Here is a 23,354-nt window from a genome sequence, read left to right as displayed (position 1 = left end):
GGCGACGTAACCACGGCGGCAAAATTGAAAGGCGCCCTGACCGAATGTGTTGAGGCTGCAGAAACCATCCATGGCAGATCCCCTATTTCGTGAGCGACAATGCGCCGGGGGCTCCGGCCAGCGTACGGGTGGGCGACGAGGTTGCAATCAGGATGACGAGCGTCAGAACGTAGGGTGCCGCGTAAAACAGGTAGTATCCCTTTGTGACGCCAACCGACTGCAGGGCAGGGCCAAGCGCGCCCGCGCCACCGAAGAGCAGTGCCGCCAGAAAGCAGCCGATCGGGTTCCAGCGCGCGAAGATCACCAGCGCCACCGCCATCAGGCCCTGTCCGGAAGAGATGCCTTCGCTCCAGGAGCCGGGGTAGTAGAGTGAGAGATAGGCACCGCCGACGGCGGCGAGCGATCCGCCGACCGCGGTCGCCAACAGGCGGACACGCTCCGGATCGATCCCCATCGCTTTCGCCGCATCGGTGCTGTCCCCGACGACACGCAGGACGAGACCGATGCGTGTGTTTTTGAACGCCCACCACAAAAAGAGCGCAAGCAGGCCGCCCAGGATGAAAAGCACATTGATGTTCAAGGCCGCCTGAACCTGCGCAAGATTTGACCATGCGCCGAGCGGGATCGACGGCAGGTGCGGGGCTGCCGGTCGGATGAACGGCTTGCCGAGAAAGAACGCCAGTCCGAGGCCGAATTGCATCATGGCGATGCCGATCGCAATGTCGTTGACCTTTGGCCACTTGCAAATCCATCCGTGCAGCAGGCCGAAGAGAGCGCCAGTGCCAATGGCCGCCAGCACGCCGAGCCAGGGCGAACCGCTTTGCACGGCGATCGCATAGGCCGTCATGGCGCCGAAGACGAGTGTGCCCTCAAGCCCGAGATTGATGCGGCCGGAGCGTTCGGTGATGGTCTCGCCGAGGCTGACGAAGATGAAGGGTGTCGAGACGCGGATCGCGCCCGCGAGGATTGCGAGGGGGACGCCCCAGATGCCAATGCCGCTTGCTTCCATCATGAGCGTCTTTTCCAGAGGTCGGGATTGAAGATCTTGAAGCGGCCGTAAAAGGTCTCGCAAAAGAGGATGACGACGAAGAGCGTTCCCTGCAGCACCAGTACGGTCGCGTCGGGCAAGCCCATCCGGCGCTGGATCAGCCCACCCGACGCGTCGATGCCGCCAAGCAGGATGGCGACCGGAATGATTGCCAGTGGATTGTGCCGCGCCAGGAAGGCGACGAGGATGCCGGTATAGCCGTAGCCCGCAGCCAGCGAGGCATTGGCGCTGCCCTGGACAGCGGCGACTTCGATCATGCCGGCAAGACCGGCAAAGCTGCCGGCGATCGCCGTGAAACCGACGATCAGTCGACCGACAGGCAAGCCCTGGATCTGAGCGGCGCGAACGTTGCCGCCGGCGATACGCGCCGCAAATCCATAACTCGTGATCTCGATCAGTACCGACGAGACGATGCAGGCGGCAACGCCAATGGCCAGCCCCCAATGAACGTCCATTCCGGGTATCTTGCCGAGCATGTAATGCGCGGGCAGGGGAGCAGTGGAGGGCTTGTTCAGGCTCGCCGGATCGCGCAGCGGTCCTTCCACGAGCTGGTTCATCAGCGCGATGGCGATATAGGCGAGCAGCAGCGAGGAGATAGTCTCGTTGACGCCGCGATAGTGTCGCAGGAACCCAGCAAAACCGATCCAGATGCCGCCGACGATCATTGCCACCGCCGCCATCAGCATGAGGACGAGGAGGGCAGGTAATGTTCCGACGAACGGCAACGCGGCGGCCGCAGCAGCAACGCCACCCAATACCACTGCGCCCTCGCCGCCGATAATGACGAGCCCCAGACGGGCTGGTAAGGCGACGCAAAGCGCTGTCAGAAGAAGTGGGGCAGCCCGGCTGAGGCTATTCTGGATCGAGAACCAACTGCCGAAGCCGCCGGTGTACATCAGTTGGAACAAGGTAGCCGGCGATTTGCCGATCACCAGGATGAAGAGGGAGAAGAGCGCCAGTCCGATCAGAATTGCGCCGAAGCTGATGACAATAGGTTCCGCGCGCCGTGCCAGCCATTCGACGATGGGTCTGAATACGGAGGATCGTTCGGAAGCGATGGCTATTTGTGACGTGTTCGCCTCGACTGTCATGGCGCTTCTCCCCCTGGCTCAGGCCGTGGATCCGACGACGCCTTCCACCAGGTAGGCCATGCTCTCGAGCTCGATGGCATCTTCGGCATAGCTCTTGTCGGCCGTGACGACGACGTTGCCCTTGTTGTCCTTGATCGGTCCCTTGAAGACGGAGAACGCACCCGTCATCATCTCGGCCAAAGTGGCGTCGAATTTCGTCCGTCCCTCGGCCGGTACGGCAGGCCCGAGCGGGCTCATCTTGACGAAGCCGTCCTTGAGGCCGCCGCGCACGAAGTTGCCAAGCTTCTCGCCGGCCTGTGCCTTCTTGACGAAATCGGTGTAGACATTTCCCCACGCCCATTCGGCGCCGGTCAGATACTTTTCCGGCGCCAGCGGGCTCTGGTTTGCGTGGTAACCGCAGACGAAAGCGCCGCGGCCGGCAGCCGTCTCGACAACAACCTTCGGGCTGTCGACATGGCAGGTGATCACATCGGCGCCCTGGTCGATCAGCGCGTTGGTCGCTTCGGCCTCCTTGACGGCAAGCGACCACTCGCCGGTGAATATGACCTGGCAGGTGATTGACGGATCGACCGAACGCGCCCCGAGCAGGAAGGCGTTGATGTTCTGAAGCACCTGCGGAATGGGTTTGGCGGCGACGAAACCGAGTTTCTTGCTCTTTGAGGTGTAGCCGGCTGCGACCCCGTTCAAGTATTGCCCCTGGAAGATGTAGCCGAAATACGAGCCGGTGTTTGCCGGGTTCTTGCCTTCCTGCCAGAGGCCGCCGCAATGGCGAAACTGGATATCCGGATACTTCGCCGCCATCGCCAGCATATGCGGGTCGAAATAGCCAAACGACGTCGGGAAAATCAGCGTCGCGCCGTCGAGGTTGATCATCGATTCCATCGTCTTCTGGACATCCACGGTTTCGGGGACATTTTCCTCTTCGACGATCGTGACGCCGGCAACGGCCTTCAGCGCCGCTGCACCTTCGGCATGCGCCTGGTTATAGCCGTAGTCGTCCTTGGGACCGACGTAGATGAAGCCGACGGTCAGCGCGCTCTCAGCGAGGGCGCGGCGAGGCATGAGGCCCGGTGTCAAGGCGAGGGCGCCGGCTGCTGACGCCTGAAGGAAATGGCGGCGGTTCATGGAAAGGAGATTGGTCATCGGAATGCTCCTTGCGGCCGAGGCCGGTTCGAAAAAAATGCTGCAGAAAAGTGCATGCAATGCGCGTGCCAGATATTAACATATTGATTTATATATAATTTCCATGAATACAGAAGACACACTGAGGAAAGTGTATGCAGATTCAAGGATCTTGTGCATAAGAACTAGTCAATGAGTATTTGTTATTCACATCGGTAGCAAAGTAGATTGCGAAGCACACGTTTCCAGAGTCGGAAAGTTTAAATTTAACAATAACTTCACAGCTGCATTTGACTTATTGAGCCTCGCGCGCCATCTGTATGCAGAGTGTCAAAGTGAGCAGATTCGCATCGTGAAGCAGGCCGGCCGCAGGGAAGTCATCCGTACCGGAACCACCGTCGAACAGATGGTGCGGGCGATTTCCGACATGATCGTCACCGGTTCAATCCTGCCTGGCGCGAAGCTCGACGAAGTCTCGCTCGCCACGCGTTTCGACGTTTCGCGTACGCCGGTACGAGAAGCTCTGCGCGAACTCGGCGCCATGGGATTGATCGAGCGCGAGCCGAACCGCAGTGCCGTTGTTGCCACCGTCACCGAGGCCTATCTGCATTCAATGTTCGAGGCGATGGCGGAACTCGAAGCGATCTGCGCCAGGCTGTCGGCCGAGCGTATGACAGGCGATGAGCGGCGCACGCTGGAAATGATGCACAGGGCATCGATGAGGCTCGTGCATGCCGGCGCGCAGGAGGAATATTCGGTTTACAACACCGAGTTCCACACCCGGCTTTATCGCGGCGCGCATAATGATCATGTCTTCGAGATGGTGACCCAGACGCGGGCACGGCTTGCTGCCTTTCGGCGAGCGCAGTTCCGTCTGCCCGGGCGCCTGGCAAAATCCTATGAGGAGCATGGCCGGATCGTCACCGCGATCATGCGAGCGGATGCCGCAGCAGCAGCTCAGGCGGCATATTCCCACGTAGAGATTGTCAGCGATGCCAGCGCGGTGTTTGCAACAGGCGGGGAGCGGACAGAGCGTGGCGCCTAGATCAGGTCCGCGGCAAGATCGAAAGCCACGGCGGCCAGAACGACCGTGGCTGTTTGGCGGCGTCTACTCGGCGGCTTCTATGAAGCGGTGGCGTTCGTAGAGGAATTTCAACACGGCTTCGCGGCATTTGAGATATGTCCGATCGGAGGCGAGTTCGATGCGATTGCGAGGACGGGACATGATCACGTCCAGCACTTCGCCGATGCGAGCCGCCGGACCGTTGGTCATCATCACGATGCGGTCCGACAAAAGCACCGCCTCATCGACGTCATGAGTGATCATCACCATCGTGTTGCCGAGCCGGGCGTGGATTTCCATCACCGCGTCCTGAAGGTGGGCGCGGGTCAGTGCGTCGAGCGCGCCGAAGGGCTCGTCGAGCAACAGGATCTTCGGCTCCATCGAAAGTGCGCGAGCAATGCCGACACGCTGTTTCATGCCCCCCGAAATCTCCGAGGGCCGCTTGTCCTTGGCATGAGCCATCTGCACAAGCTCGAGGTTGGCCATGACCCAGTCGTGCCGCTCGGCCTTGGTCTTTGTTCTGTTGAAGACCTTGGAGACGGCGAGGTTCACGTTCTCGTAGACCGTCAGCCACGGCAGCAGCGAGTGGTTCTGGAAGACGACTGCGCGTTCCGGGCCTGGTTCGTTGACTTCGCGGTTTTCAAGGAGCACGCCGCCAGCGGAAACCGGGGTGAGACCGGCAATGAGGTTGAGCAGAGTGGACTTGCCACAGCCCGAATGGCCAATGATCGAAACGAATTCGCCCTTGGAGATCGTCAGGTTGATGTCTTTCAGGACTTCGGCGCGCATGCCGCCCCGATCGAAATGTTTGTCGACGCGGTCGAGTTTCAGATAGGCGTTCATGAATGGGTTCCTCAGTTGGCCATGGCGCCGCGGGTGACGAGTTTGCCGAGCGCGGCCACCAGCTTGTCGAGGGCGGAGCCGACGACGCCGATATAGGCGAGCGCGACGATGATGTCTGGAAGGCGCGACGAGTTCCACGCGTCCCAGATGAAGAAGCCGATGCCGACGCCGCCGGTCAGCATTTCGGCTGCGACGATGGCAAGCCAGGAGAGGCCGACGCCGATCCTGAGGCCGGTGAAGATGTAGGGCGCTGCCGAAGGCAGCATGATCTTCCAGAAAAATTCAAACTGGTTGAGGCGTAGCACCTCAGCCACATTGCGATAATCCTGCGGAATATTGCGTACGCCGACGGCGGTGTTGATGACGACAGGCCAGATCGAGGTGATGAAGATGACGAAGATCGCCGAAGGGTTGGAATCTTGAAAGGCTGCAAGCGACAGCGGCAGCCAGGCGAGTGGGGGAACCGTACGCAGCACCTGGAAAATCGGATCGAGGCCGCGCATCGCCCAGACGGATTGGCCGATGATGGCGCCGATGACAACGCCAATGATCCCGGCAAGCCCGAAGCCGTAAGCGACGCGTTGCAGCGAGACCAGCACGCGCCAGCCGAGCCCGATATCCTGGGAGCCGTTGTTGAAGAAGGGATAGGCGATCAGATCATAGCTATCCTGCCAGACCTGATGGGGGGAGGGTAAGGATGCATCCGTCGAAGAACACAGCGCCTGCCAGACGAAGAGGATGAGCGCCAGCACCACGGCTGGCGGAACGACATTGCGAAGTGCCGTCAGCCCCGCACGACGAAAGTCGATCTGCAAACCGCGCTTGCGGGAAAACGGTAAGACCTTTGCCGCCGGCTTGGCGCAGGCAGCCGTGGAGGAATTTTGTTTGCTTGCCAGGGCGGACATAGACGCGCTCCTCGTGTGAAGAAAGGCCGGCGCGCTCGTCGCGCGCCGAAAGCGGGCTCAGGAGACAGCCTTGATCGAAAGGCTGTCGAGATAGGCTAAAGGATTTTCAGGGTCGAAGACCTTGCCGTCGAAGAAGGTCTCCTTGCCGCGCGATGACGATGCGGGGATGTCGGCTGCGGCGACGCCGAGATCCCTGGCGGCCTCGCGCCAGATGTCGTCGCGGTTGACCTGGTTGACCAGTGCCTTGACGTCGGTATTCGCAGGCAGATTTCCCCATCGGATGTTTTCCGTCATGAACCAGCTATCGTGGCTCTTGAACGGGTATGAAGCGCCGTCCTTCCAGAACTTCATATAAAGGTTGGTGCCTTTGGCCTCGCGACCGTTGCCATAATTGATATCGCCCTTGAGGCGGCCGAGCACATCCTTCGTCGGAACGTTGAACCACTGGCGCTTTCCGAGGATGTCGGCCATCTCCGCCTTGTTGTCCATGCTGTCGCACCATTGCTGGGCCTCCATGACGGCCATCAGCAGGGCCTTGGCGGCGTTGGGGTTCTTTTCGATCCAGTCGGCGCGCAGACCAAGCGCCTTTTCCGGATGACCATTCCAGAGTTCGCCGGTGGTGGCGGCAGTGAAGCCGATGCCCTGGTTGACGAGCTGCTCGTTCCACGGTTCGCCCACACAGAAGACGTCCATGTTGCCGACCTTCATGTTGGCGACCATCTGCGGCGGCGGCACGACGATGGTCGAGACGTCCTTGTTCGGATCGATTCCACCGGCGGCGAGCCAGTAACGGATCCAGAGGTCGTGGGTGCCGCCCGGGAAAGTCATGGCGGCCTTGACTTCCTTGCCTTCCGCCCTCTTTTTTTCGAATGCCGCCTTCAGTTTGGAAGCGTCGAGCTGCACGCCGGTTTCGGCATATTCCTTGGCGACGGAAATGCCCTGGCTGTCGAGGTTGAGCCGGGCGAGGATTGCCATCGGCACCGGTTTGTTGTTCTGCGTCACCTTGCCTGTATGCATGAGATAGGGGAGTGGCGACAGGATGTGAGCGCCATCGATCCCGTTGGCGGCACCGCCGAGCACCAGATTGTCGCGCGTCGCACCCCAGGATGCCTGTTTGGCGACGTCCGTCTCCGGAATGCCATGCTTGTCGAAGAAGCCCTTTTCCTTGGCGATGATAAGCGGTGCGGAATCCGTCAGGGCGATGAAGCCAAGCTTGACACCTTTCACTTCAGGGCCTGCCCCAGCGGCGAAGGCGCCAGACGGAAAGGCAGTCTTGACGGCGCCGATGAGGGCAGCCGTTGCAGTCGTCTTGAGCATGCCGCGGCGGGTGATGCCGATTGTCGAAATGCCAGTCGTCGAATTCTTTGTCATGCGCAGGTTCCCTCTGCTGGCCGAATTTGGACACAAAAAAACGCCGCAGGAAATTGCGTCCGTTGGATCAAAATCCCGGACTTCAAAAACCTTGCGACGTCGGTGTCGAGCACAGGCGCTTATGCAGCGCCTGTCTGCGCCGGTCGCCGTTGACCGGTGCGTCTTGGAACCTGCAACGATCGTGCCAGTTTTAATATCGATAGTTAACTATAGGAAACTAAACGGGAAATTTGACAATCGCAAATATGCATAATTTTTATGCATGGTGAATTTGTGAAGAAAATTTGTTCAGTGGTTGCTGAGGCCGTCGCCGCGAGAGCGCTTATTTGTGCAGTGCACAGTAAGTGAGCAGTTATTACAGGCGGGAGACAAGCGGCTGGGGCGATCGCAGTCGTCTGTCCTCAGATGCGCTTCGGCTGCCCAGCCGAGGCGTGTGCCAATGATCGGACTGATACATAAACGGAGGTGTGCCCATGAAAACGCGTCGCGCAGCGTGCAGTTGCGGAAAACTAGAGATCGTTTGCAAGGGCGAACCGTTACGGATCTCGATGTGCCACTGCCTCGAGTGTCAACGTCGCACCGGAGCTGTTTTCGGTGCTCAGGCATGGTTTGCCAGGCCACAAACGGCAATCTTTGGCAACTCAACGCAATTCACACGTCAATCGGATGCCAAACGTTCAGTGTTGTTCCGGTTCTGCCCCGTATGTGGATCGACTGTGTATTGGGAAGCAGAAGCATTTCCTGGCCACATCGCGGTCGCCGTCGGGGCATTTGCTGATCCCGTCTTTCCGCCCCCAGCTTATTCAGGCTGGGAAGCGCAACGGCACAGCTGGGTTGACCCTCTCCTCGCTGTGGCTGTCCATCATTCAGATTGACAACGATATTTGGTTTCCCATTGAGGCAATGCACCTCCCACGCGCGACCGAGCTAGTTGTGGTGATAGGTTCGCCATGTGGTCCGACGCCGGGCTGCCCCCGGGGCTCAACCTGGCCGCAGCGTCTTGCCCGACGTCGCATCAAAAAGATGAAGCTTGCCGGGGCGGGGCGCTATCGTCACAACTTGGCCCGGTTCAAAATCGTGGCGTTCGGAAAATACTGCGACAAGCTCGCCCGGCCCGTAGCGCAGGAAGACCATCGTCTCATGCCCAGTGGGCTCGGTGACGTTGACAGATGCCGTCAAGCCGCTTTCTTTAAGCGACAGGTGCTCAGGCCGGACGCCGAGGAGCACAGACTGGCCGTCGGAGGCTTCCGGGGTGAAACCGAGCGCGATCTCGTCGCCGGTCTCGGTGACGAAGATTGCGCCATCAGCCTTGTAGCGACCTTTCAGGAGATTCATCGATGGCGAGCCGATGAAGGTTGCGACGAACGTGTTGCCTGGGCGATCGTAAAGTTCCAGAGGTGTGCCGATCTGCTCGACATTGCCGCGTTGCATTACGACGATCTTGTCGGCCATGGTCATCGCTTCGACTTGGTCATGGGTGACATAGACGGTGGTGGTCTTCAGCCGCTGGTGTAGCTCCTTGATCTCCTTGCGCATCTGGACACGCAGCTTCGCGTCGAGATTCGACAGAGGCTCGTCGAACAGGAACACTTGCGGCGACCTGACGATCGCTCTGCCCATCGCCACGCGCTGCCTCTGGCCGCCCGAAAGCTGACGCGGATACCGGTCCAGATAGGGCACAAGGTCGAGCGTTTCGGCCGCCGCCTGCAGAGAACGGAGCCGTGCCCCTCATTCAACTGCGCTCGTCCATTCACTTGCGCGATGTTTAAACAGGATCGCCGGCCCGTTTTCGTGATGCGAATACGCGATGGGCATGAAGACTAGGTCATAAAGGCCGGGAACGTGACGACGTGTCAAACCATCAGGCATTCCTTAAATCGATGTTATCACAGGCTTTTATTTGCGACGCCGACTGCGGATCGTCCACCAGGCGTACGCACAGCGGAAATTGGAAGCACAGCCAGACCGTGTCGTCGATTACAGAAGGCTGGAAACGACAACTTTGGTTCCAACTGACTGGGAGTGGGATCATCACCAGCCACCATTCAGCCTGAACTTCAGCACGAGTTAATCTGACATCAGCCCTTCGATGGTGTCGATTGTCGTGTCTACTTCCGGCTTTTCGGAAGCAAACCTCCAGCGTCCGGCGCCAAAAAGCGGCGAGGCCCCGTCGAGCGTGAGGGGACTACGCGAGAAGCCAATCGGCGTTCTCAACCCGGGCAAGCCTTCCGGAGCGATCTTAAGCCTGCGCGCCTTGATCTGCGGATCGTCGATCGCCTCTGCGACGCTATTGATCGGCCCTGCTGGAATGCCCGCCCCTTCGAGTGCGGCGAGCAGTTCTGCTTTCGGCCGAAGTCTCGTCTTTTCCGCAATCATCGCGCACAGCTGCTTCCGATTTTCCACCCGCGCAGGATTGGTGGCGTAGGCCGGATCTCCGGCAAGCGCAGCGAGATCCAGCAGGTCGCAAAGGGACGCAAACTGCCGGTCGTTGCCACAAGCGATGATGAGATGACCGTTAGAGGCGGAGAAAACCTGATAGGGCACGATATTCGGATGGGCGTTGCCCATACGGTGAGGCACGTTGCCGCTTGCGAGATAGTTCATGGCCTGGTTGGCAAGGACTGAAACCCCGACGTCGAAGAGCGCCAGATCGACCTGCTGGCCAGCGCCGGAGCGGTCCCGCTCGGCAAGAGCTGCCTGAATGCCGATGACGCCGTAAAGTCCGGTAAAGACGTCGATCCAGGCGACACCGACTTTCTGCGGCTCGCGGTCTGGCTCGCCGGTCAAATCCATAATTCCGCACATACCCTGGATGAGGAAATCGTAGCCTGGCTGATGCGCGCGCGGGCCAGTCTGACCGAAACCGGTCACGGACGCGTAGACGATCCGCGGATTGATCGCAGTGACGCTTTCATAATCGAGGCCGAATTTCTTCAATCCCCCGACCTTGAAGTTTTCGACCACGACATCCGCTTCCGCGATCAAGGCTTTGACGCGGTCAAGGTCCTCCGGCTCGCCGAAATCGCAAATGACCGACGACTTTCCACGATTTGCCGCATGAAAATACGCCGCCACCTTCTCGGTGCTGCCCTTACCGTCCGGGCGTTCGATGAAGGGCGGCCCCCAACTGCGGGTGTCGTCGCCCTGTGGGCTTTCCACCTTGATAACTTCGGCGCCGAGATCGGCGAGCGTCTGGCCGATCCAGGGACCTGCCAGGATGCGGGCAAGTTCGACGACTTTCAGGCCGGCAAGCGGCGCACTGTTCGGACCGCCCATCAGAAGAACGCCTGAATCCCAGTCTGGGCGCGGCCGAGGATCAGTGCGTGGACATCATGCGTGCCCTCGTAGGTGTTGACCGTTTCAAGGTTCTGCGCATGGCGCATGACGTGGTATTCGATCTGGATGCCGTTGCCGCCGTGCATATCGCGGGCTTGCCTGGCGATATCGAGCGCCTTGCCGCAGTTGTTGCGCTTGACGATCGAGATCATCTCCGGCGCAAATTTGTGCTCGTCCATCAGGCGCCCTACGCGGAGTGAAGCCTGCAGGCCGAGTGCGATCTCCGTCTGCATGTCTGCGAGCTTCTTCTGGTAGAGCTGAGTGCCAGCCAATGGTTTGCCGAACTGGATGCGATCGAGCCCATATTGCCGGGCGCGGAACCAGCAATCCTCGGCAGCGCCGAGCACGCCCCAGGAAATGCCGTAGCGAGCGCGGTTCAGGCAGCCGAACGGCCCCTTAAGACCCGAAACATTCGGCAAAAGGGCGTCCTCGCCGACCTCGACGCCGTCGATCACGATCTCGCCGGTGATCGAGGCACGCAGCGACAGCTTGCCGCCGATTTTTGGCGCCGACAGGCCTTTCATGCCCTTTTCGAGGATGAAACCGCGGATCTGGCCGTTATGGGCTTGCGACTTCGCCCAGACAACGAAGACATCGGCGATCGGCGCATTCGATATCCACATCTTGGAGCCACGCAGGCGATACCCGCCATCGATTTTCTCGGCGCGGGTCTTCATGCCGCCAGGATCGGAGCCGGCATCCGGCTCGGTCAGACCGAAGCAGCCGATCAATTCCCCGGAGACGAGTCCCGGTAGATACTTGTCTCGCTGTTCTTCCGAGCCATAGGCATAGATCGGATAGATCACCAGCGACGACTGGACGCTCATCATTGACCGGTAGCCTGAATCGACGCGTTCGACCTCGCGCGCCACCAGCCCATAAGAGACGTAGTTGGCGCCGGCCGCCCCATATTTTTCCGGCAACGTCACGCCGAGAAGCCCGGCCTTGCCCATCAGCCGGAAGAGACCGGGATCGGTCTTCTCCTGAAGATAGGCATCCCCCACGTGCGGCAGCAATTCGGCCTCTGCAAAGGCCTTGGCGGCATCGCGGATCATGCGTTCCTCGTCAGTAAGCTGCTCCTCCAAGAGGAAGGGATCGTCCCACGCGAACGCGCTCGTCTGTGCAGAAGACATGGCTGCGGCGGAATTTGTCGTCACGGATTTCCCTCGAATGAAATGCGACCTCGGATATCGAAGCTGCTTGCTCATGTATTTACCGATTGTGGTTCGCGAGAAATAATCCTATTTAGACGTGATCTAATTCATAAAATGCATAGGTTCGATGCGCCCGCGCCGGTTCCTTCCCTCCATGAGCCTTCTGTCTGCATTCGAAGCCGTCTTGCGCACCGGTTCGACGGCCGCGGCGGCGCGTGAGCTTGATCTGACACAGAGCACGGTCAGCCGCCTCGTGCAGAATCTGGAGCAGCAGCTTGGTCGGCCGCTCTTCGAGCGACACAGGCAGAAGCTCATTGCGACGGAGGCAGCTCACGCCTATGGGCGGGACGTGAGCCGCGCGCTCGATCTCATCCAGCGGGGCAGCATGGAATTTACAGCCAACCCAGGCGGCGGCACCCTGTCGCTGGCGATCCTGCCGGCTTTCGGCACGCGGTGGCTGGCGCCGCGGTTGGGCGCATTCCTGGTCAAACATCCAGGGATCACCATCAACCTCGCAACGCGGCTAAAGCGCTTCAACTTTGCCGCCGAGAGTTTTGACGCAGCCATCCATTTTGGAGCAGACGATTGGCGCGATGCCGACCATATGAAACTATTCGAGGAGCGCCTGACGGCCTGCATTTCGCCGGCGCTCCTGGCTGAACATCCGATTGCCGATGCCGCGGACATGGCGAGGCTGCCGCTTCTGCAACTGGAAACAAGGCCGACCGGCTGGAGGATCTGGTTTGCCGCTCAGGGAGCAGAACCGGCGAGTGTGACGGGGATGCTTTTCGACCAGTTCGCAACGATGACGCAGGCAGCGATCTCCGGGCTCGGCGTGGCTCTTCTTCCGGACTATCTCGCTGACACGGAAATAATCGAAGGGCGCCTGGCACCGGTCCTGAAGAGATCGGTGCCAGGCTCGGGATCCTATTGGCTCGTCTGGCCGCAATCACGGGCCAATTACCCACCGCTCGAAGCTTTCCGCGCCTGGCTGGCTACAGAAACCCTGTCGGGAACTTCCTGAATCTCCGGAGCGAGACGGGGTAGGATACAGGTTATTTGCCGGCACGAGCTCTCGAGCCTTACGCTGCCACCATGCCCCGTGACGCAGAGAATGCTGCCTCGATCGAGGCCTCCAAGATGTCCAAACCTTCCGAAAGGATATCCCATTCGATCGTCAGGGGCGGCAGCAGACGGATTACGTTCAGACGGGTTCCGCACGACAGCAGGATGAGCCCGCGCGCTTCAGCTTCCGCGACGATGCGGTTGGTGATCGCAGGCGCCGCTGTTTTCGTCTGGCGATCCTCGACGAGCTCAAAAGCGACCATGGCGCCAAGACCGCGCACGTCGCCGATCCGTTCCATCCCCTGGCGCGATGCAAGCGACGTCAACCGGTCGGTGATGCGACGGCCGATTTCGGTCGCGCGTTCACAAAGCTGCTCGTCGTCAATGACATCGAGGACTGCATTGGCGGCCGCGACACTGAGCGGATTTCCCGCATAGGTGCCGCCCAGTCCTCCTGCGTGCGCAGCGTTCATGATATCGCTCTTGCCGGTAACGGCCGACAGCGGGAAGCCGCCGGCGAGGCCTTTTGCCATAGTCACGAGATCCGGTTTGACGTCGGAGTGTTCGAAACCGAACATCTTGCCCGTTCTCGCCATGCCGGACTGCACTTCATCGGCGATCAGCACGATGCCATGCCTGTCTGCGATCTCGCGCAAGCGGACAAGGAATTCATTCGGGGCAATATTGAAGCCGCCTTCGCCCTGAACCGGTTCGACGATAAAGGCCGCAATACGCTCGGGATCGATATCGGCCGCGAACAAGCGCTCAAGGCTGGCGATCGCCTCCTGCGTGGAAATGCCGAGAAAGGGGGTCGGGAACGGCGCGTGATAGATTTCGGCAGGGAAGGGGCCAAAATTCCTCTTATAGGGCATGACCTTGCCGGTCAGCGCCATGCCAAGCATGGTGCGGCCATGGAAAGCGCCGGAAAATGCGACAACACCGGGCCGTTTCGTATAGGCGCGGGCGATCTTGACCGCGTTTTCCACCGCTTCGGCACCCGTGGTTACCAGCATCGTGCGGTTGTCATTGCCTGTCGGCGCGATCCTGTTCAATCGCTCGGCAAGCCTGACATATCCCTCATAGGGGGCAACGTGAAAGCAGGTATGGGTGAATTGCTGGGCTTGATCGGCGACGGCGCGCATGACGGCCGGATGGCGATGGCCCGTATTGTTGACGGCAATCCCGGCAGAAAAATCGATGAAGCGTTTGCCGTCCACATCCCAGAGCTCGGAATTTTGAGCTCTTTTTGCGAATATGGCACGCGTTCCAACGCCGCCGGCGACGGCGGCCTTCTGACGGGAGTGCAGGTCTCTTGAAGCGGTCATGATTGAAGTCCAGTGTCGTTGATCGGGATTGGGCCAGGCCCGGATATTCGGATCGCCTGGGCAGAGCGCGCTGCCCAGGCGATGGGGCAGTCGTCAGCCGAGATGCACCCATACAGACTTCGTCTGGCTGTATTGCGTAAGCGCTTCCAGGCACTTGTCGCGGCCGTTGCCGGTCTGCTTGTAGCCGCCCCAGATCGCGGTCATGTCGCCGTGGTCGAAGCAGTTGACCCAGACGACCCCGGCCTCGATGTCGCGGGCGAAGATATGCGCCTTCGAGATATCGCGGGTCCAGATCGAGGCGGCGAGGCCGTAGATCGAGTCATTGGCGATCTCGATCGCATCCTCCACGCCATTGACCGGGATGACCGCAGCGACAGGGCCGAAGATTTCCTCACGGGCGATTTGCATCCGGTTGTTGACGCCGGTGAACAGGGTCGGTTCGACATAGGCGCCGGCCGGGGCCGAGTTGAATGTGCCGCCGCCGAACTTGAGCGAAGCGCCTTCATTGCGGCCGATGTCGATATAATTCAGCACACGCTTCTGATGTGAGGCGGTGACGAGCGGGCCGATGGTCGTCGACGGGTCGAGCGGATCGCCGAGCACAAAATTCTCTCTGGTCCGGGCGGCAAAGCGCTCGACGAAATCGTCGTGGATACGTTTGTCGACCAGGATCCGGGAGCCGGCATTGCAGACCTCGCCCTGGTTTCCGTAGATGCCGTTGACCGCGTAGGTGACGGCCGTGTCGAGATCGTCGTAATCGCCGAGAATGATCTGCGGGGTCTTCCCGCCGCATTCGGTCGTCACCCGCTTCATGTTGGACTGGCCGGCATAGATCATCAGGAGTTTGCCGACTTCCGTCGAGCCGGTGAAGGCGATCTTGTCGACATCATTGTGCAGCGCCAGCGCCTTGCCCGCTTCTTCGCCGAGGCCGTGGACGACGTTGAGAACACCTGAAGGGCCGCCCGCCTCGATGAAGAGTTCGGCGAGAAGATTGGCCGAGAGCGGCGACTGCTCGGCAGGCTTCAAGACGACGGAGTTGCCGGTCGCCAGCGCCGGACCAAGCTTCCAGGCGGCCATCATCAATGGATAGTTCCACGGCACGATGATGCCGACGACGCCAAGCGGCTGGCGCAGGATGTAGTGCAGGGCGTTAGCGGCCGTGTTGGTGACGGCGCCCTCGATCTTGTCGACGGTCTCGGCGAAAAACTTCAGGCTGGTGACCGAGCCGGGTATGTCGATGTTCATCATGTCCATGACGGGCTTGCCCATGTCGAGGCTGTCCAGGACGGCGAATTCCTCGGCATTGGCTTCGATGAGGCTGGAGAACTTCTCCAGCACGGCCATGCGGGCGCGCGGGTCCATGCGTGACCAGCAGCCGGACTTGAACGACTTGCGTGCAACGGCGACGGCGCGATTGATCTCGGCTTCTGCGCCGCGGGCGACGTCGATAATGGTTTGGCCGGTTGCCGGGTTGATGCTCGGAAAGGTGCGGCCGTCGGCGGAGGCGATATAGGCGCCGTCGATGAAATGCTGGGTGCGGAATTTCAGCGACGAGGCTTTGCCACGCCAGAAATCGTGAGTGTAAGTCGATGCGTCCATGATGTTTCTCCCTTCGATGAACTATGATTGATCGCGTTCACGCAGCAGCGCGACCGACAGGATGATGATGATGAAGGAGACGGCGACAATGACCGTGCCGATCGCATTGATCTCAGGTGTGATGCCGCGCCTGAGGGTGGAGTAGATGTAGATTGGCAATGTCACTTCGCGGCCCGTCAGGAAGTAGGTGACCGGAATCTCGTCAAAGGACAGCGTGAAGCAGAGCAGGCCCGAACCGATGACGGCGCTGCGGATGGCGGGCAACGTGACCCGGCGGAAGGTTTCGACCGGCGTGGCGCCGAGATCGGCGGAAGCTTCAAACTGACGGCGGTTGATCTTGGCGAGCCGCGCCATCACCTGCGAGACGACGACGCCGAGAAGGGCTGTCGCATGGCCGATGATCACAGCTGCCAAGCTCTGCGGAATGCCGATCTGCTTGTAGAAGTTCAGCATGGCGATACCGGTAACGATGCCTGGCAGACTGAGCGGCAGCAGGATGGCGTTCTGGAAAAGCCGCTTTCCTGGAAACTGATAGCGGTCGAGCGCCAGTGCCGCCGTCACGCCGATGGCGAGGCTTAGGGCCGTTGCGAAGACGGCGACCATCAGGCTGTTCCAAAGCGCCTGCAGGATCTGGTCGTTTGCAAGAAAGGCCTCATACCAATGCAGCGTAAAGCCGGCGAGGGGGAAGGACGTCACCTTGCTGTCGTTGAAGGAGAATATCACCAACATGACGATTGGCAGGTAGAGGAAGGCGAGCACACCGAGGCTCACACCCACCATGCCCTTTTGCCACCATCTCAGAGAATGCATGGTTTTTTCCTCACGTCAGATCGATATGGCCGGCCCGGTCGAGCCGGGTCGAAATCTGCAAAAGCACCAGCACCAAGACCAGAACGAGCGTGGCGAGTGCCGAGCCGAGCGGCCAGTTCAGGGCCGCCCCGAACTGCGTTTGCAACAGGTTGGCGACCATCGTGCCGTCCGGGCCGCCGACGAGGACGGGTGCTACGAAATCCCCGAAAGAAAGGCAGAAGGTCATGGTCGCGCCAGCAATTACGCCGCCGAGGGAAAGCGGAAAAATGACCTTCCAGAAGGTCATGAACGGACCGACGCCGAGGTCTTCGGAGGCTTCGATCAGACGCTTTGGAATATTATCCAGCACCGTAAACAGCGGCATCACCATGAAGGGCACGAAGATATAGACCAGCGTGATGACCATCGCAGTCTGGTTGTAGAGGAAGATATCAAGCGGGGCATCGACGATGCCGGTCGAGACGAGAAGCGAATTGAGGGCGCCGTCGGTGCCGAGGATGATCTTCCAGGTATATGCGCGCAGCAGATACGACACCCAGAGCGGCACGATCACCAGCATGTAGAGCCCATTGCGAAGTGCTGCCGAACGGACGGTGAAAACGAGAAAATAGGCAAGCGGATAGCCGAGCATCAGAGCGCAGACGGTGACGATCAAGGCGATCTTCAGTGTACGCAGAATGACCGTCGTATATTGCGGATCGGAGAAGATCTGGGCGTAGTTTCCGAACTGGAAATCCGGGTAAAAGAGCGGGAATTGTCGCGTCCAGAAGCCAACCGAAATCATGATGCCGTAGGGCACGATTAGAAGCAGCACAGCCCAGGCTAGCGGAAACGAGAAAAGGGCGGCAAAGCCCGGAAACGTGCGGCGCGTCAGCATCATGGCACGTCTCCCGCAAACACCAGCACGTCGGCGGGATCGACGTAAAAGGTCACCTGTCTGCCCGGAGCGAAGTCTTGGGCGGACGAGGCGGCCAAACGCGCCAATTCGGCAAACAGTGGCTTGCCGATGCCGTCGATACCGAGCTCCAGGCGCAACCGATCGCCGTGGAACAGGCTTTCCAGCACGGTGCAATCGAGCGCGTTGAAACCTTCAACCGGCGCGGTCTGAAGTCTCTCGGGACGGATGCCGATGGCTGCTTTTCCGGTCTTTACGGACCGACCGCGGTTGCTGCGGATGTGTAAGCCGTTGCCAAGGCGGAAGGTGGTCGCGCCATTATCCTGATCGGTAGTCTCGACGTCGATAAGGTTCGTCGCGCCAATAAAGTCGGCGACATAGGGGCTTGCCGGGTTGTCGTAGAGATCGGTGGGCGAGCCGATCTGGGCAATGCGGCCCTGATTCATCACTACGATCCGGTCGGAAAGCGCCAGGGCTTCGGTCTGGTCATGGGTCACCATGACGAAGGTGATGCCGAGCTCGCGATGCAGACGTTTCAATTCTACCTGCATGCCTTCGCGCAGCTTGACGTCCAGCGCCGAAAGTGGTTCGTCGAGCAACAGAACCCGCGGCCTTCTCACGATAGCGCGGGCCATGGCGACGCGTTGGCGCTGGCCGCCGGAAAGCTGGCCAGGACGGCGGTGCGCCATGCCCTCCAGCCCGACCATGGAAAGCGCATCGCTCACTCGGCTGGTGCGCTCGGATTTCGGTACGCTGTTGGATTTGACGCTGAGGCCATAGCCGATGTTGTCGGCAACGCTCATGTGAGGAAAGAGCGCATAATCCTGAAACACGGTGTTGACCGGCCGGTGAAAGGGCGGGCTGTTGGTGACATCCTTCCCGTCGATGGCGACGCGGCCGGTGCTTGCCTGTTCAAAGCCACCAATCAGCCGCAGCGTGGTCGTCTTGCCGCAACCGGAAGGGCCGAGCAGGGTGACGAACTCGCCCTCGGCAATATTGAGATCGATGGCGTGCAGCGCCGTAAAAATTCCATAGGTCTTGGTGACATCGGCCAGCGCCACGATCGGTTTGGAAGTCATGCGTTCCCCACGAGCTTTTCGTTTGTTTTTTAGAGGCGCCAGCACGCGAGGCATGGCGCCTCCTGTGGTGAATCAGGGAGCCGCCTTAACGGCGTTCCAGACTTCCAGATACTTGTCGAGGCGCTTCGGCTGCTGCCACATGACGAGGCTTTTCACGAATTCGACATTGCCGACCTGACGGTCCGTCTTCATCTGGTCGTCCATGCAGCCGGTGACCGCTTTCGGATTGACCGGGAAGTAGCCGGTGGATTCGGCAATCCCGCACTGACCGTCGGCCGACTGCATGAAGGACATGAATTTATAGGCACAGTCTTCGTTCGGCGTGTCCTTCACCAGCATCATCGAATCCATCCAGCCCTCGGCCTTTTCCTTCGGCGTGAATTCCGCCACGTGGAAACCCTTTTTCAGGTTGTTGACGTCCTTGCTGCTGAGGCCGGTCCAAGCGTTGGAGACGAAGACCTCCTGATTTGCCATCAGTTCGGTCAACTCGCCGGCCGACGCCCAGTATTTGCGCACCAGCGGCTTCTGTTCGATGAGCTTGGCCTTGATCGCTTCCAACTGTTCATCGGTCAGATCGAAGACATTGGTGTAGCCGAGATAGCGGGCAGTCCAGTAGATCGCCGACTTGTCGTCCCACATCGAGATCTTACCCTTGTTGGCAGGATCGAAGAGGACGCCGATGGAATCCGGAGTGCCTGTGAACTTGTCGGGACGATAGATCAGCGAGACCGAACCCCAGATCAGCGGAACGGCCCAAGTGGCATTGTCCGCCACCACGTCACCCGACTTCGAGAATTCCGGGTAGATGCTGTCATGACCTTCTACCTTTGACGGGTCGATCGGCTGGACAAAGCCTGCAAGCCGCATCATCGGCACGGTGTCGAGCGAGGGAGTGATGATGTCATAGACACCCCCGCCGGCCGCGAGCTTGGCAGCAAAGTCGTCGTTCGACCCGACATAGGATGCCGTTACCTTGCAGCCTGAGCCGGCTTCGAATTTCGATATGAATTTCTCCGCCGTATATCCTTCCCAGGTAAGGATGTTGAGCTCGGCGGCAGAGGCGGCAAAGGCCTGTGACAGAAGGCTTGCGGTGGTCAGTAACAGAACGGCGGATTTGCTGAGTTTTCTCATTCTTATTCCCCTTTGGTGGTGTTGACGTTCATCGTTTTCCGTCTCGTCTTCCTGATGACGGTGGCGATATCGATGCCGAGCGCCTTCGCGGCACTTCTCTTGCTTCCATTTTCTGTGATGGATTTTTCCAGGACCCAGGTTTCGAACTCCTGGACCAGATCCTTGAAACTCGCCGGAGCACCCTCTGCAGAGTGAGGCGCAGCCGAGGTTGCGGGCTTTGCTACCCGTGCCCGCGGCTCCGCAACCGGCGCCGGCGCGATGAAATGCTCGGCGCGTGCTACATCAGTGGCGATGGCCGCGACCCGCTCGAGAATATTGGCGAACTCCCGAACGTTGCCTGGATAGGAGTGGCTGCGCAGCCTGGAGAGAAACTCGGCAGATAGTCTGAGCTGTGGCTTGCGCCCGAGATTGAGGCTGCGAAGCTGGTGGTCGATGAGGGCGTCGATCAGGTTCGGCTGCTCTCTCAAGGGCGGCAACTCGAACGGCATGACAGCGATGCGATAGTAAAGATCGCTACGGAAGCTACCGGTCGAGACGAGATCAATGAGGTTCTCGTTCGTCGCGGCGATGATCCTGATACCTACCTGACGTCGCTGGGCTGACCCCAGCCGGCTGAAGGTCTGGGTTTCGAGAAAGGCGACCAGCTTTGATTGGGCAGCAATCGAGAGATCGGTCACCTGGTCGAGAAAGAGAACGCCGCCATCGGCCGCTTCGACATAACCAAGTTTTCCGCGTGTCGATGTGTCGAGAGCAGAACCCGGTTCGATCCCGAACATTTCGGCATCGAAGAGTGCATCCGAAAGCAGGCCGCAGCGCACATGCACGAAGGGCATGCCCTGCCTGCTGCTGCCGACCAGGCGGGCGATTTCGCTTTTGCCGGTTCCTGTTTCACCAGTCAGAAGTACGTTCGCGCCGCGATCGAGCGCGGTTTCGGCCCGTTTGACGATCACATCGATATCATGCGTCCTGACGAAGCTGCCTCGTGTCACGCTGCCGGTTTCTGTTTCGAAACGGAAGTTTTCCGAGCCTTCGGTGCGCGACTGGCGGCCAGCTTCGCGCATGATGAGCAGGGCGCCATACGCGCCGCCATCGGCGGTGCGCAGGATGCTGAGGGTGGCAACGACGCTGCGTTGCGACGTCAGCGTCCCCGAAACCTCTGTGCGCTTCAGTTGCTGTAGCGCGGTCGACAGTTTCTGGATTACCGGGCCAGCGGTCCTGGCATGTTTTGCAAGCTCGGAGCCGACAAGATCACCACGGGCGAGGTTAAGCAGGAGTTCGAGCTTGCCGTTGACCAGCTTGATGCGGCCATCGGCTTCGATGAGGGCGGCGCCATCCGGCAGCGCTTCGAGGAAGCTGCCGAATTGGGGATCGTCGATGAAGGCGGGACGCAGGCGGCGATGGGAAAGGTTGGTGACGTCGTTGCCGTAGAATTTCATCACACGGCCTCCTCTGCGGTTCGGCGCGTTCGGCGTTTCGTCTTGCGTCGGGCCGTCAAGACGTAGCGTCGGGTTTCACCCTCCATCAGGGCTGAGCGGAAGCGCCAGATCTCGCGATTGTCATCGGCCGAAATCATGCCGAGATCGAGTTCGCTCTCGTCCGCGTCGAGGGCCGCTTGCCTGAGTTTGTCCGTTGCGTTTCGTGTCTCGACGAACTGCTGAATGGGGCGACCGAGAATCTTTTCGGCGCTGCGCCCCCAGGCAGCCTCCGTTGCCGGATTGGCCGCCAGCACGGTTCCATTTTCCGAGATGACCAAGATGGGGTCTGGCGTGGCACTCAGGATATCGAGCATCGTATCGGCACGGTCGGAAAGCTGCTGCTCGCGCTGTTTGTAGGGGCCGATATCGCGCGTCGTTCCCCACAGGCGCACGAGAAGTCCGTCCTTGATCGCGGCGCGAAAATCGTTTTCGACCATCATCTCGCTGCCGTCGTGCCGGCGATCGACGGCGGCGGCACGGTCGAGCCTGTAGTTCGAGCGAACGAGATCACGGATCATCTGACGGTTGATGTTCGTATCGGGGAAATAGCGCGACACGGCTTGCGTGTTGAAGTCGAGACCTTCCGGCACACGGTAGAGCCTGGCCATCGCCTCGTTACAGGCCCGCCAGCAACTCTGATTGGAAAAGATGCGGCCGACGATTTCTTCTTCGGCAAGGGACGTGTCCACCGGCTCCAGAAATTCGATGCACCAGCATGCCTCGGTGGCAGCGCCTATCATCTGGGAGAGTATTTCAACGCGCTCGATCAGCTCGGGGCCTATGCCGAGAACACTGGGAGAAAGGGCTTGCTTGACGACAGCAAGGCCGCGTGATCCGTCGCCCAACACACTCGCGATCATCGGAATTTCATTGTAACGCGCGGAATTCACCCAAACGGGAAAGCTTCCGTCAGCAGACTGCTCGCCCCGAGCAACGGCTCTCAGCAGTTGTGCGGAGGCGCTGCTGTAGACACGTTCCAGCGGCAGACTGCCCGTGACCTCGATGCCAAGCTCGCGAGCTTCGACATCATTGATCGCGGCAATATGTCCATCTTCATCGATCCAATCGATCAGGAGCGTATCGAGTTCGGCGGCGGATGGCGTCGGTTTTGTCATTGTGCGGTCCTGCTGTTGAAGGATTGCCTCCTTCCCACAGCGGCTAGCTGCGATATTGCAGCAATCCAGCCGCTCGTTGAGAGCGATGCAATCCAAAAAATTCCAGTTGCGGTTCGAAAGGCGATTGATGCGAAATACATGCGCAATATCGCAGCGAAATGCTGCGATATTGCGGATTTTGCAGGGCGTGACAACGAGCTATGTCTGCGCAATTGCAGACGCCTTGCGCCTAAGGAAATGCGCGAGAGTTGATGAACCGATGATCGCGGGCTTGTCGGCAGCTTTTCTATGGCGCGAACGGACTGTCAGCGGGCGGGATTCTTTACGTCGCTTGAGAGGCGGTTGGCCTTGGCAGCCTCATCTGCTGCGATCCCTTGGAGAAATGCTGTAAAATCCGGATCCTCCCCAGGTAACAGCAGCGGCAGACTGTCGCGAAAATCTTCGCGTCGACACCACTCGCGCATAAAACCTTCCCACGCACGCCACCGGCGCGTTTCCCGTGGTGACATTTTTTGCCCATAGGCGACCATGTAAGCGCGTTCGAACAGTGAAATGAGAATCCCAAGAATCCCGAGCATCCGCTCTCGCTGTTCATCGGTGAGATTAGTGGTTGCGATGTTGGATCGCAGCTTCAAATCGGGATTGTCAATGGTGAGCTTCAGGAAGTCGATGTAGCCATCGGAGAGAAGTTGATTGATTTGTTCCTCCTCATTTTCACGCGCCTTGCGTTGCTGATACAAGAAAACGAAGATCGCCAAAGGCAGTCCAATGACCCGTACGATGTAGCTTAGCAACTCCCAGACCTGCATGAAATTCATCGTCACGCCTCCATGCTGCTAACGAATGTCGCGGAGGATATGCTGGGACGACCTCTGTTGCCAGCTAGCCGCGGCCGAGCGAAGGTAGAGACCCTCGGTCCGGAGCGCA

Annotated in this window: 20 protein-coding genes and 1 pseudogene; 3 read left to right on the top strand and 18 right to left on the bottom strand. The window is 59.7% G+C overall.

Features of this window, described 5'->3' with window-relative positions:
- Positions 1 to 82: 82 nt before the first annotated feature.
- The 3 genes from ATY79_RS02240 to ATY79_RS02230 are packed head-to-tail and all read right to left on the bottom strand — an operon-like array spanning position 83 to position 3,282.
- Positions 83 to 1,009 carry an ABC transporter permease gene (locus tag ATY79_RS02240; protein ID WP_088703016.1) on the bottom strand — a complete coding sequence of 309 codons (927 nt, stop codon included), beginning with the start codon at positions 1,007 to 1,009 and terminating at the stop codon, positions 83 to 85.
- Positions 1,009 to 2,139 (bottom strand): ABC transporter permease, encoded by a 1,131-nt coding sequence (locus tag ATY79_RS02235; protein WP_088702895.1) that lies wholly within the window; start codon positions 2,137 to 2,139, stop codon positions 1,009 to 1,011. The genes ATY79_RS02240 and ATY79_RS02235 overlap by 1 nt, the downstream gene beginning before the upstream one ends.
- An 18-nt stretch (positions 2,140 to 2,157) precedes the next feature.
- Entirely contained in the window at positions 2,158 to 3,282 is a 1,125-nt protein-coding gene (locus ATY79_RS02230) for a BMP family ABC transporter substrate-binding protein (RefSeq protein ID WP_088703015.1), read from the bottom strand.
- Positions 3,283 to 3,613: 331 nt separating this feature from the next.
- Here ATY79_RS02230 and ATY79_RS02225 point away from each other — a divergent pair, with 331 nt between their 5' ends.
- The gene (locus ATY79_RS02225; RefSeq protein ID WP_088702894.1) at positions 3,614 to 4,306 is read left to right on the top strand and encodes a GntR family transcriptional regulator; all 693 of its coding nucleotides are present in this window, start codon (positions 3,614 to 3,616) and stop codon (positions 4,304 to 4,306) included.
- 63 nt (positions 4,307 to 4,369) lie between these two features.
- On the opposite strand, the gene ATY79_RS02220 is transcribed toward ATY79_RS02225, so the two are convergent.
- From ATY79_RS02220 to ATY79_RS02210, 3 genes are read right to left on the bottom strand one after another with little or no spacing between them, the layout of a single operon-like run.
- Positions 4,370 to 5,167: an ABC transporter ATP-binding protein gene (locus ATY79_RS02220; RefSeq protein WP_088702893.1), complete on the bottom strand. Its 798-nt coding sequence runs from the start codon at positions 5,165 to 5,167 to the stop codon at positions 4,370 to 4,372.
- An 11-nt stretch (positions 5,168 to 5,178) separates the two neighbouring features.
- On the bottom strand, positions 5,179 to 6,072 hold the full coding sequence (ntrB, locus tag ATY79_RS02215; RefSeq protein WP_088702892.1) for a nitrate ABC transporter permease: 894 nt from the start codon (positions 6,070 to 6,072) through the stop codon (positions 5,179 to 5,181).
- Positions 6,073 to 6,129: 57 nt separating this feature from the next.
- Positions 6,130 to 7,443: a CmpA/NrtA family ABC transporter substrate-binding protein gene (locus ATY79_RS02210; protein WP_088702891.1), complete on the bottom strand. Its 1,314-nt coding sequence runs from the start codon at positions 7,441 to 7,443 to the stop codon at positions 6,130 to 6,132.
- 473 nt (positions 7,444 to 7,916) lie between these two features.
- Between ATY79_RS02210 and ATY79_RS02205 the strand changes: the two genes are divergently transcribed.
- Complete coding sequence (locus tag ATY79_RS02205) at positions 7,917 to 8,318, top strand: GFA family protein (protein WP_088702890.1); 402 nt, start codon at positions 7,917 to 7,919, stop codon at positions 8,316 to 8,318.
- Between the two features lie 106 nt (positions 8,319 to 8,424).
- Here the strand turns inward: ATY79_RS02205 and ATY79_RS02200 are convergent.
- The 3 genes and pseudogenes from ATY79_RS02200 to ATY79_RS02190 all read right to left on the bottom strand — a co-directional run.
- A pseudogene (locus ATY79_RS02200) lies at positions 8,425 to 9,153 on the bottom strand (TOBE domain-containing protein); the annotation flags it as partial.
- Between the two features lie 357 nt (positions 9,154 to 9,510).
- A complete protein-coding gene (locus tag ATY79_RS02195) occupies positions 9,511 to 10,719 on the bottom strand; it encodes a CaiB/BaiF CoA-transferase family protein (RefSeq protein ID WP_088702889.1) in 1,209 nt (402 codons plus the stop codon).
- Entirely contained in the window at positions 10,719 to 11,912 is a 1,194-nt protein-coding gene (locus tag ATY79_RS02190) for an acyl-CoA dehydrogenase (RefSeq protein WP_088702888.1), read from the bottom strand. The genes ATY79_RS02195 and ATY79_RS02190 overlap by 1 nt, the downstream gene beginning before the upstream one ends.
- Positions 11,913 to 12,060: 148 nt before the next feature.
- Between ATY79_RS02190 and ATY79_RS02185 the strand changes: the two genes are divergently transcribed.
- A complete protein-coding gene (locus tag ATY79_RS02185) occupies positions 12,061 to 12,957 on the top strand; it encodes a LysR family transcriptional regulator (protein ID WP_189637944.1) in 897 nt (298 codons plus the stop codon).
- A gap of 58 nt (positions 12,958 to 13,015) precedes the next feature.
- Here the strand turns inward: ATY79_RS02185 and gabT are convergent, their stop codons facing one another.
- From gabT to ATY79_RS02140, 9 genes are all read right to left on the bottom strand, one after another.
- Positions 13,016 to 14,323: a 4-aminobutyrate--2-oxoglutarate transaminase gene (gabT, locus tag ATY79_RS02180; RefSeq protein WP_088702886.1), complete on the bottom strand. Its 1,308-nt coding sequence runs from the start codon at positions 14,321 to 14,323 to the stop codon at positions 13,016 to 13,018.
- Between the two features lie 93 nt (positions 14,324 to 14,416).
- Positions 14,417 to 15,922 (bottom strand): aldehyde dehydrogenase, encoded by a 1,506-nt coding sequence (locus ATY79_RS02175; protein ID WP_088702885.1) that lies wholly within the window; start codon positions 15,920 to 15,922, stop codon positions 14,417 to 14,419.
- 21 nt (positions 15,923 to 15,943) lie between these two features.
- Positions 15,944 to 16,732 carry an ABC transporter permease gene (locus ATY79_RS02170; RefSeq protein ID WP_088702884.1) on the bottom strand — a complete coding sequence of 263 codons (789 nt, stop codon included), beginning with the start codon at positions 16,730 to 16,732 and terminating at the stop codon, positions 15,944 to 15,946.
- A gap of 10 nt (positions 16,733 to 16,742) precedes the next feature.
- Entirely contained in the window at positions 16,743 to 17,612 is an 870-nt protein-coding gene (locus tag ATY79_RS02165) for an ABC transporter permease (protein ID WP_088702883.1), read from the bottom strand.
- Positions 17,609 to 18,706, bottom strand: coding sequence for an ABC transporter ATP-binding protein (locus tag ATY79_RS02160; protein WP_088702882.1), 1,098 nt, complete (start codon positions 18,704 to 18,706; stop codon positions 17,609 to 17,611). Before ATY79_RS02160 ends, ATY79_RS02165 begins: the two co-directional genes overlap by 4 nt.
- 72 nt (positions 18,707 to 18,778) lie before the next feature.
- Positions 18,779 to 19,837, bottom strand: coding sequence for an ABC transporter substrate-binding protein (locus ATY79_RS02155; RefSeq protein ID WP_088702881.1), 1,059 nt, complete (start codon positions 19,835 to 19,837; stop codon positions 18,779 to 18,781).
- Between the two features lie 2 nt (positions 19,838 to 19,839).
- Complete coding sequence (locus ATY79_RS02150; protein WP_088702880.1) at positions 19,840 to 21,273, bottom strand: sigma 54-interacting transcriptional regulator; 1,434 nt, start codon at positions 21,271 to 21,273, stop codon at positions 19,840 to 19,842.
- Entirely contained in the window at positions 21,273 to 22,427 is a 1,155-nt protein-coding gene (locus ATY79_RS02145) for a PAS domain-containing protein (RefSeq protein ID WP_088702879.1), read from the bottom strand. Before ATY79_RS02145 ends, ATY79_RS02150 begins: the two co-directional genes overlap by 1 nt.
- 305 nt (positions 22,428 to 22,732) lie before the next feature.
- The gene (locus ATY79_RS02140; RefSeq protein WP_088702878.1) at positions 22,733 to 23,245 is read right to left on the bottom strand and encodes a hypothetical protein; all 513 of its coding nucleotides are present in this window, start codon (positions 23,243 to 23,245) and stop codon (positions 22,733 to 22,735) included.
- Between the last annotated feature and the right edge of the window lie 109 nt (positions 23,246 to 23,354).

Source organism: Rhizobium sp. R693, from assembly GCF_002211315.1.
In the GTDB taxonomy this organism is placed as follows: domain Bacteria; phylum Pseudomonadota; class Alphaproteobacteria; order Rhizobiales; family Rhizobiaceae; genus Rhizobium.
The sequence above is the reverse complement of the archived record's forward strand: the minus strand, read 5'-3'. Positions and strand labels throughout refer to the sequence as shown.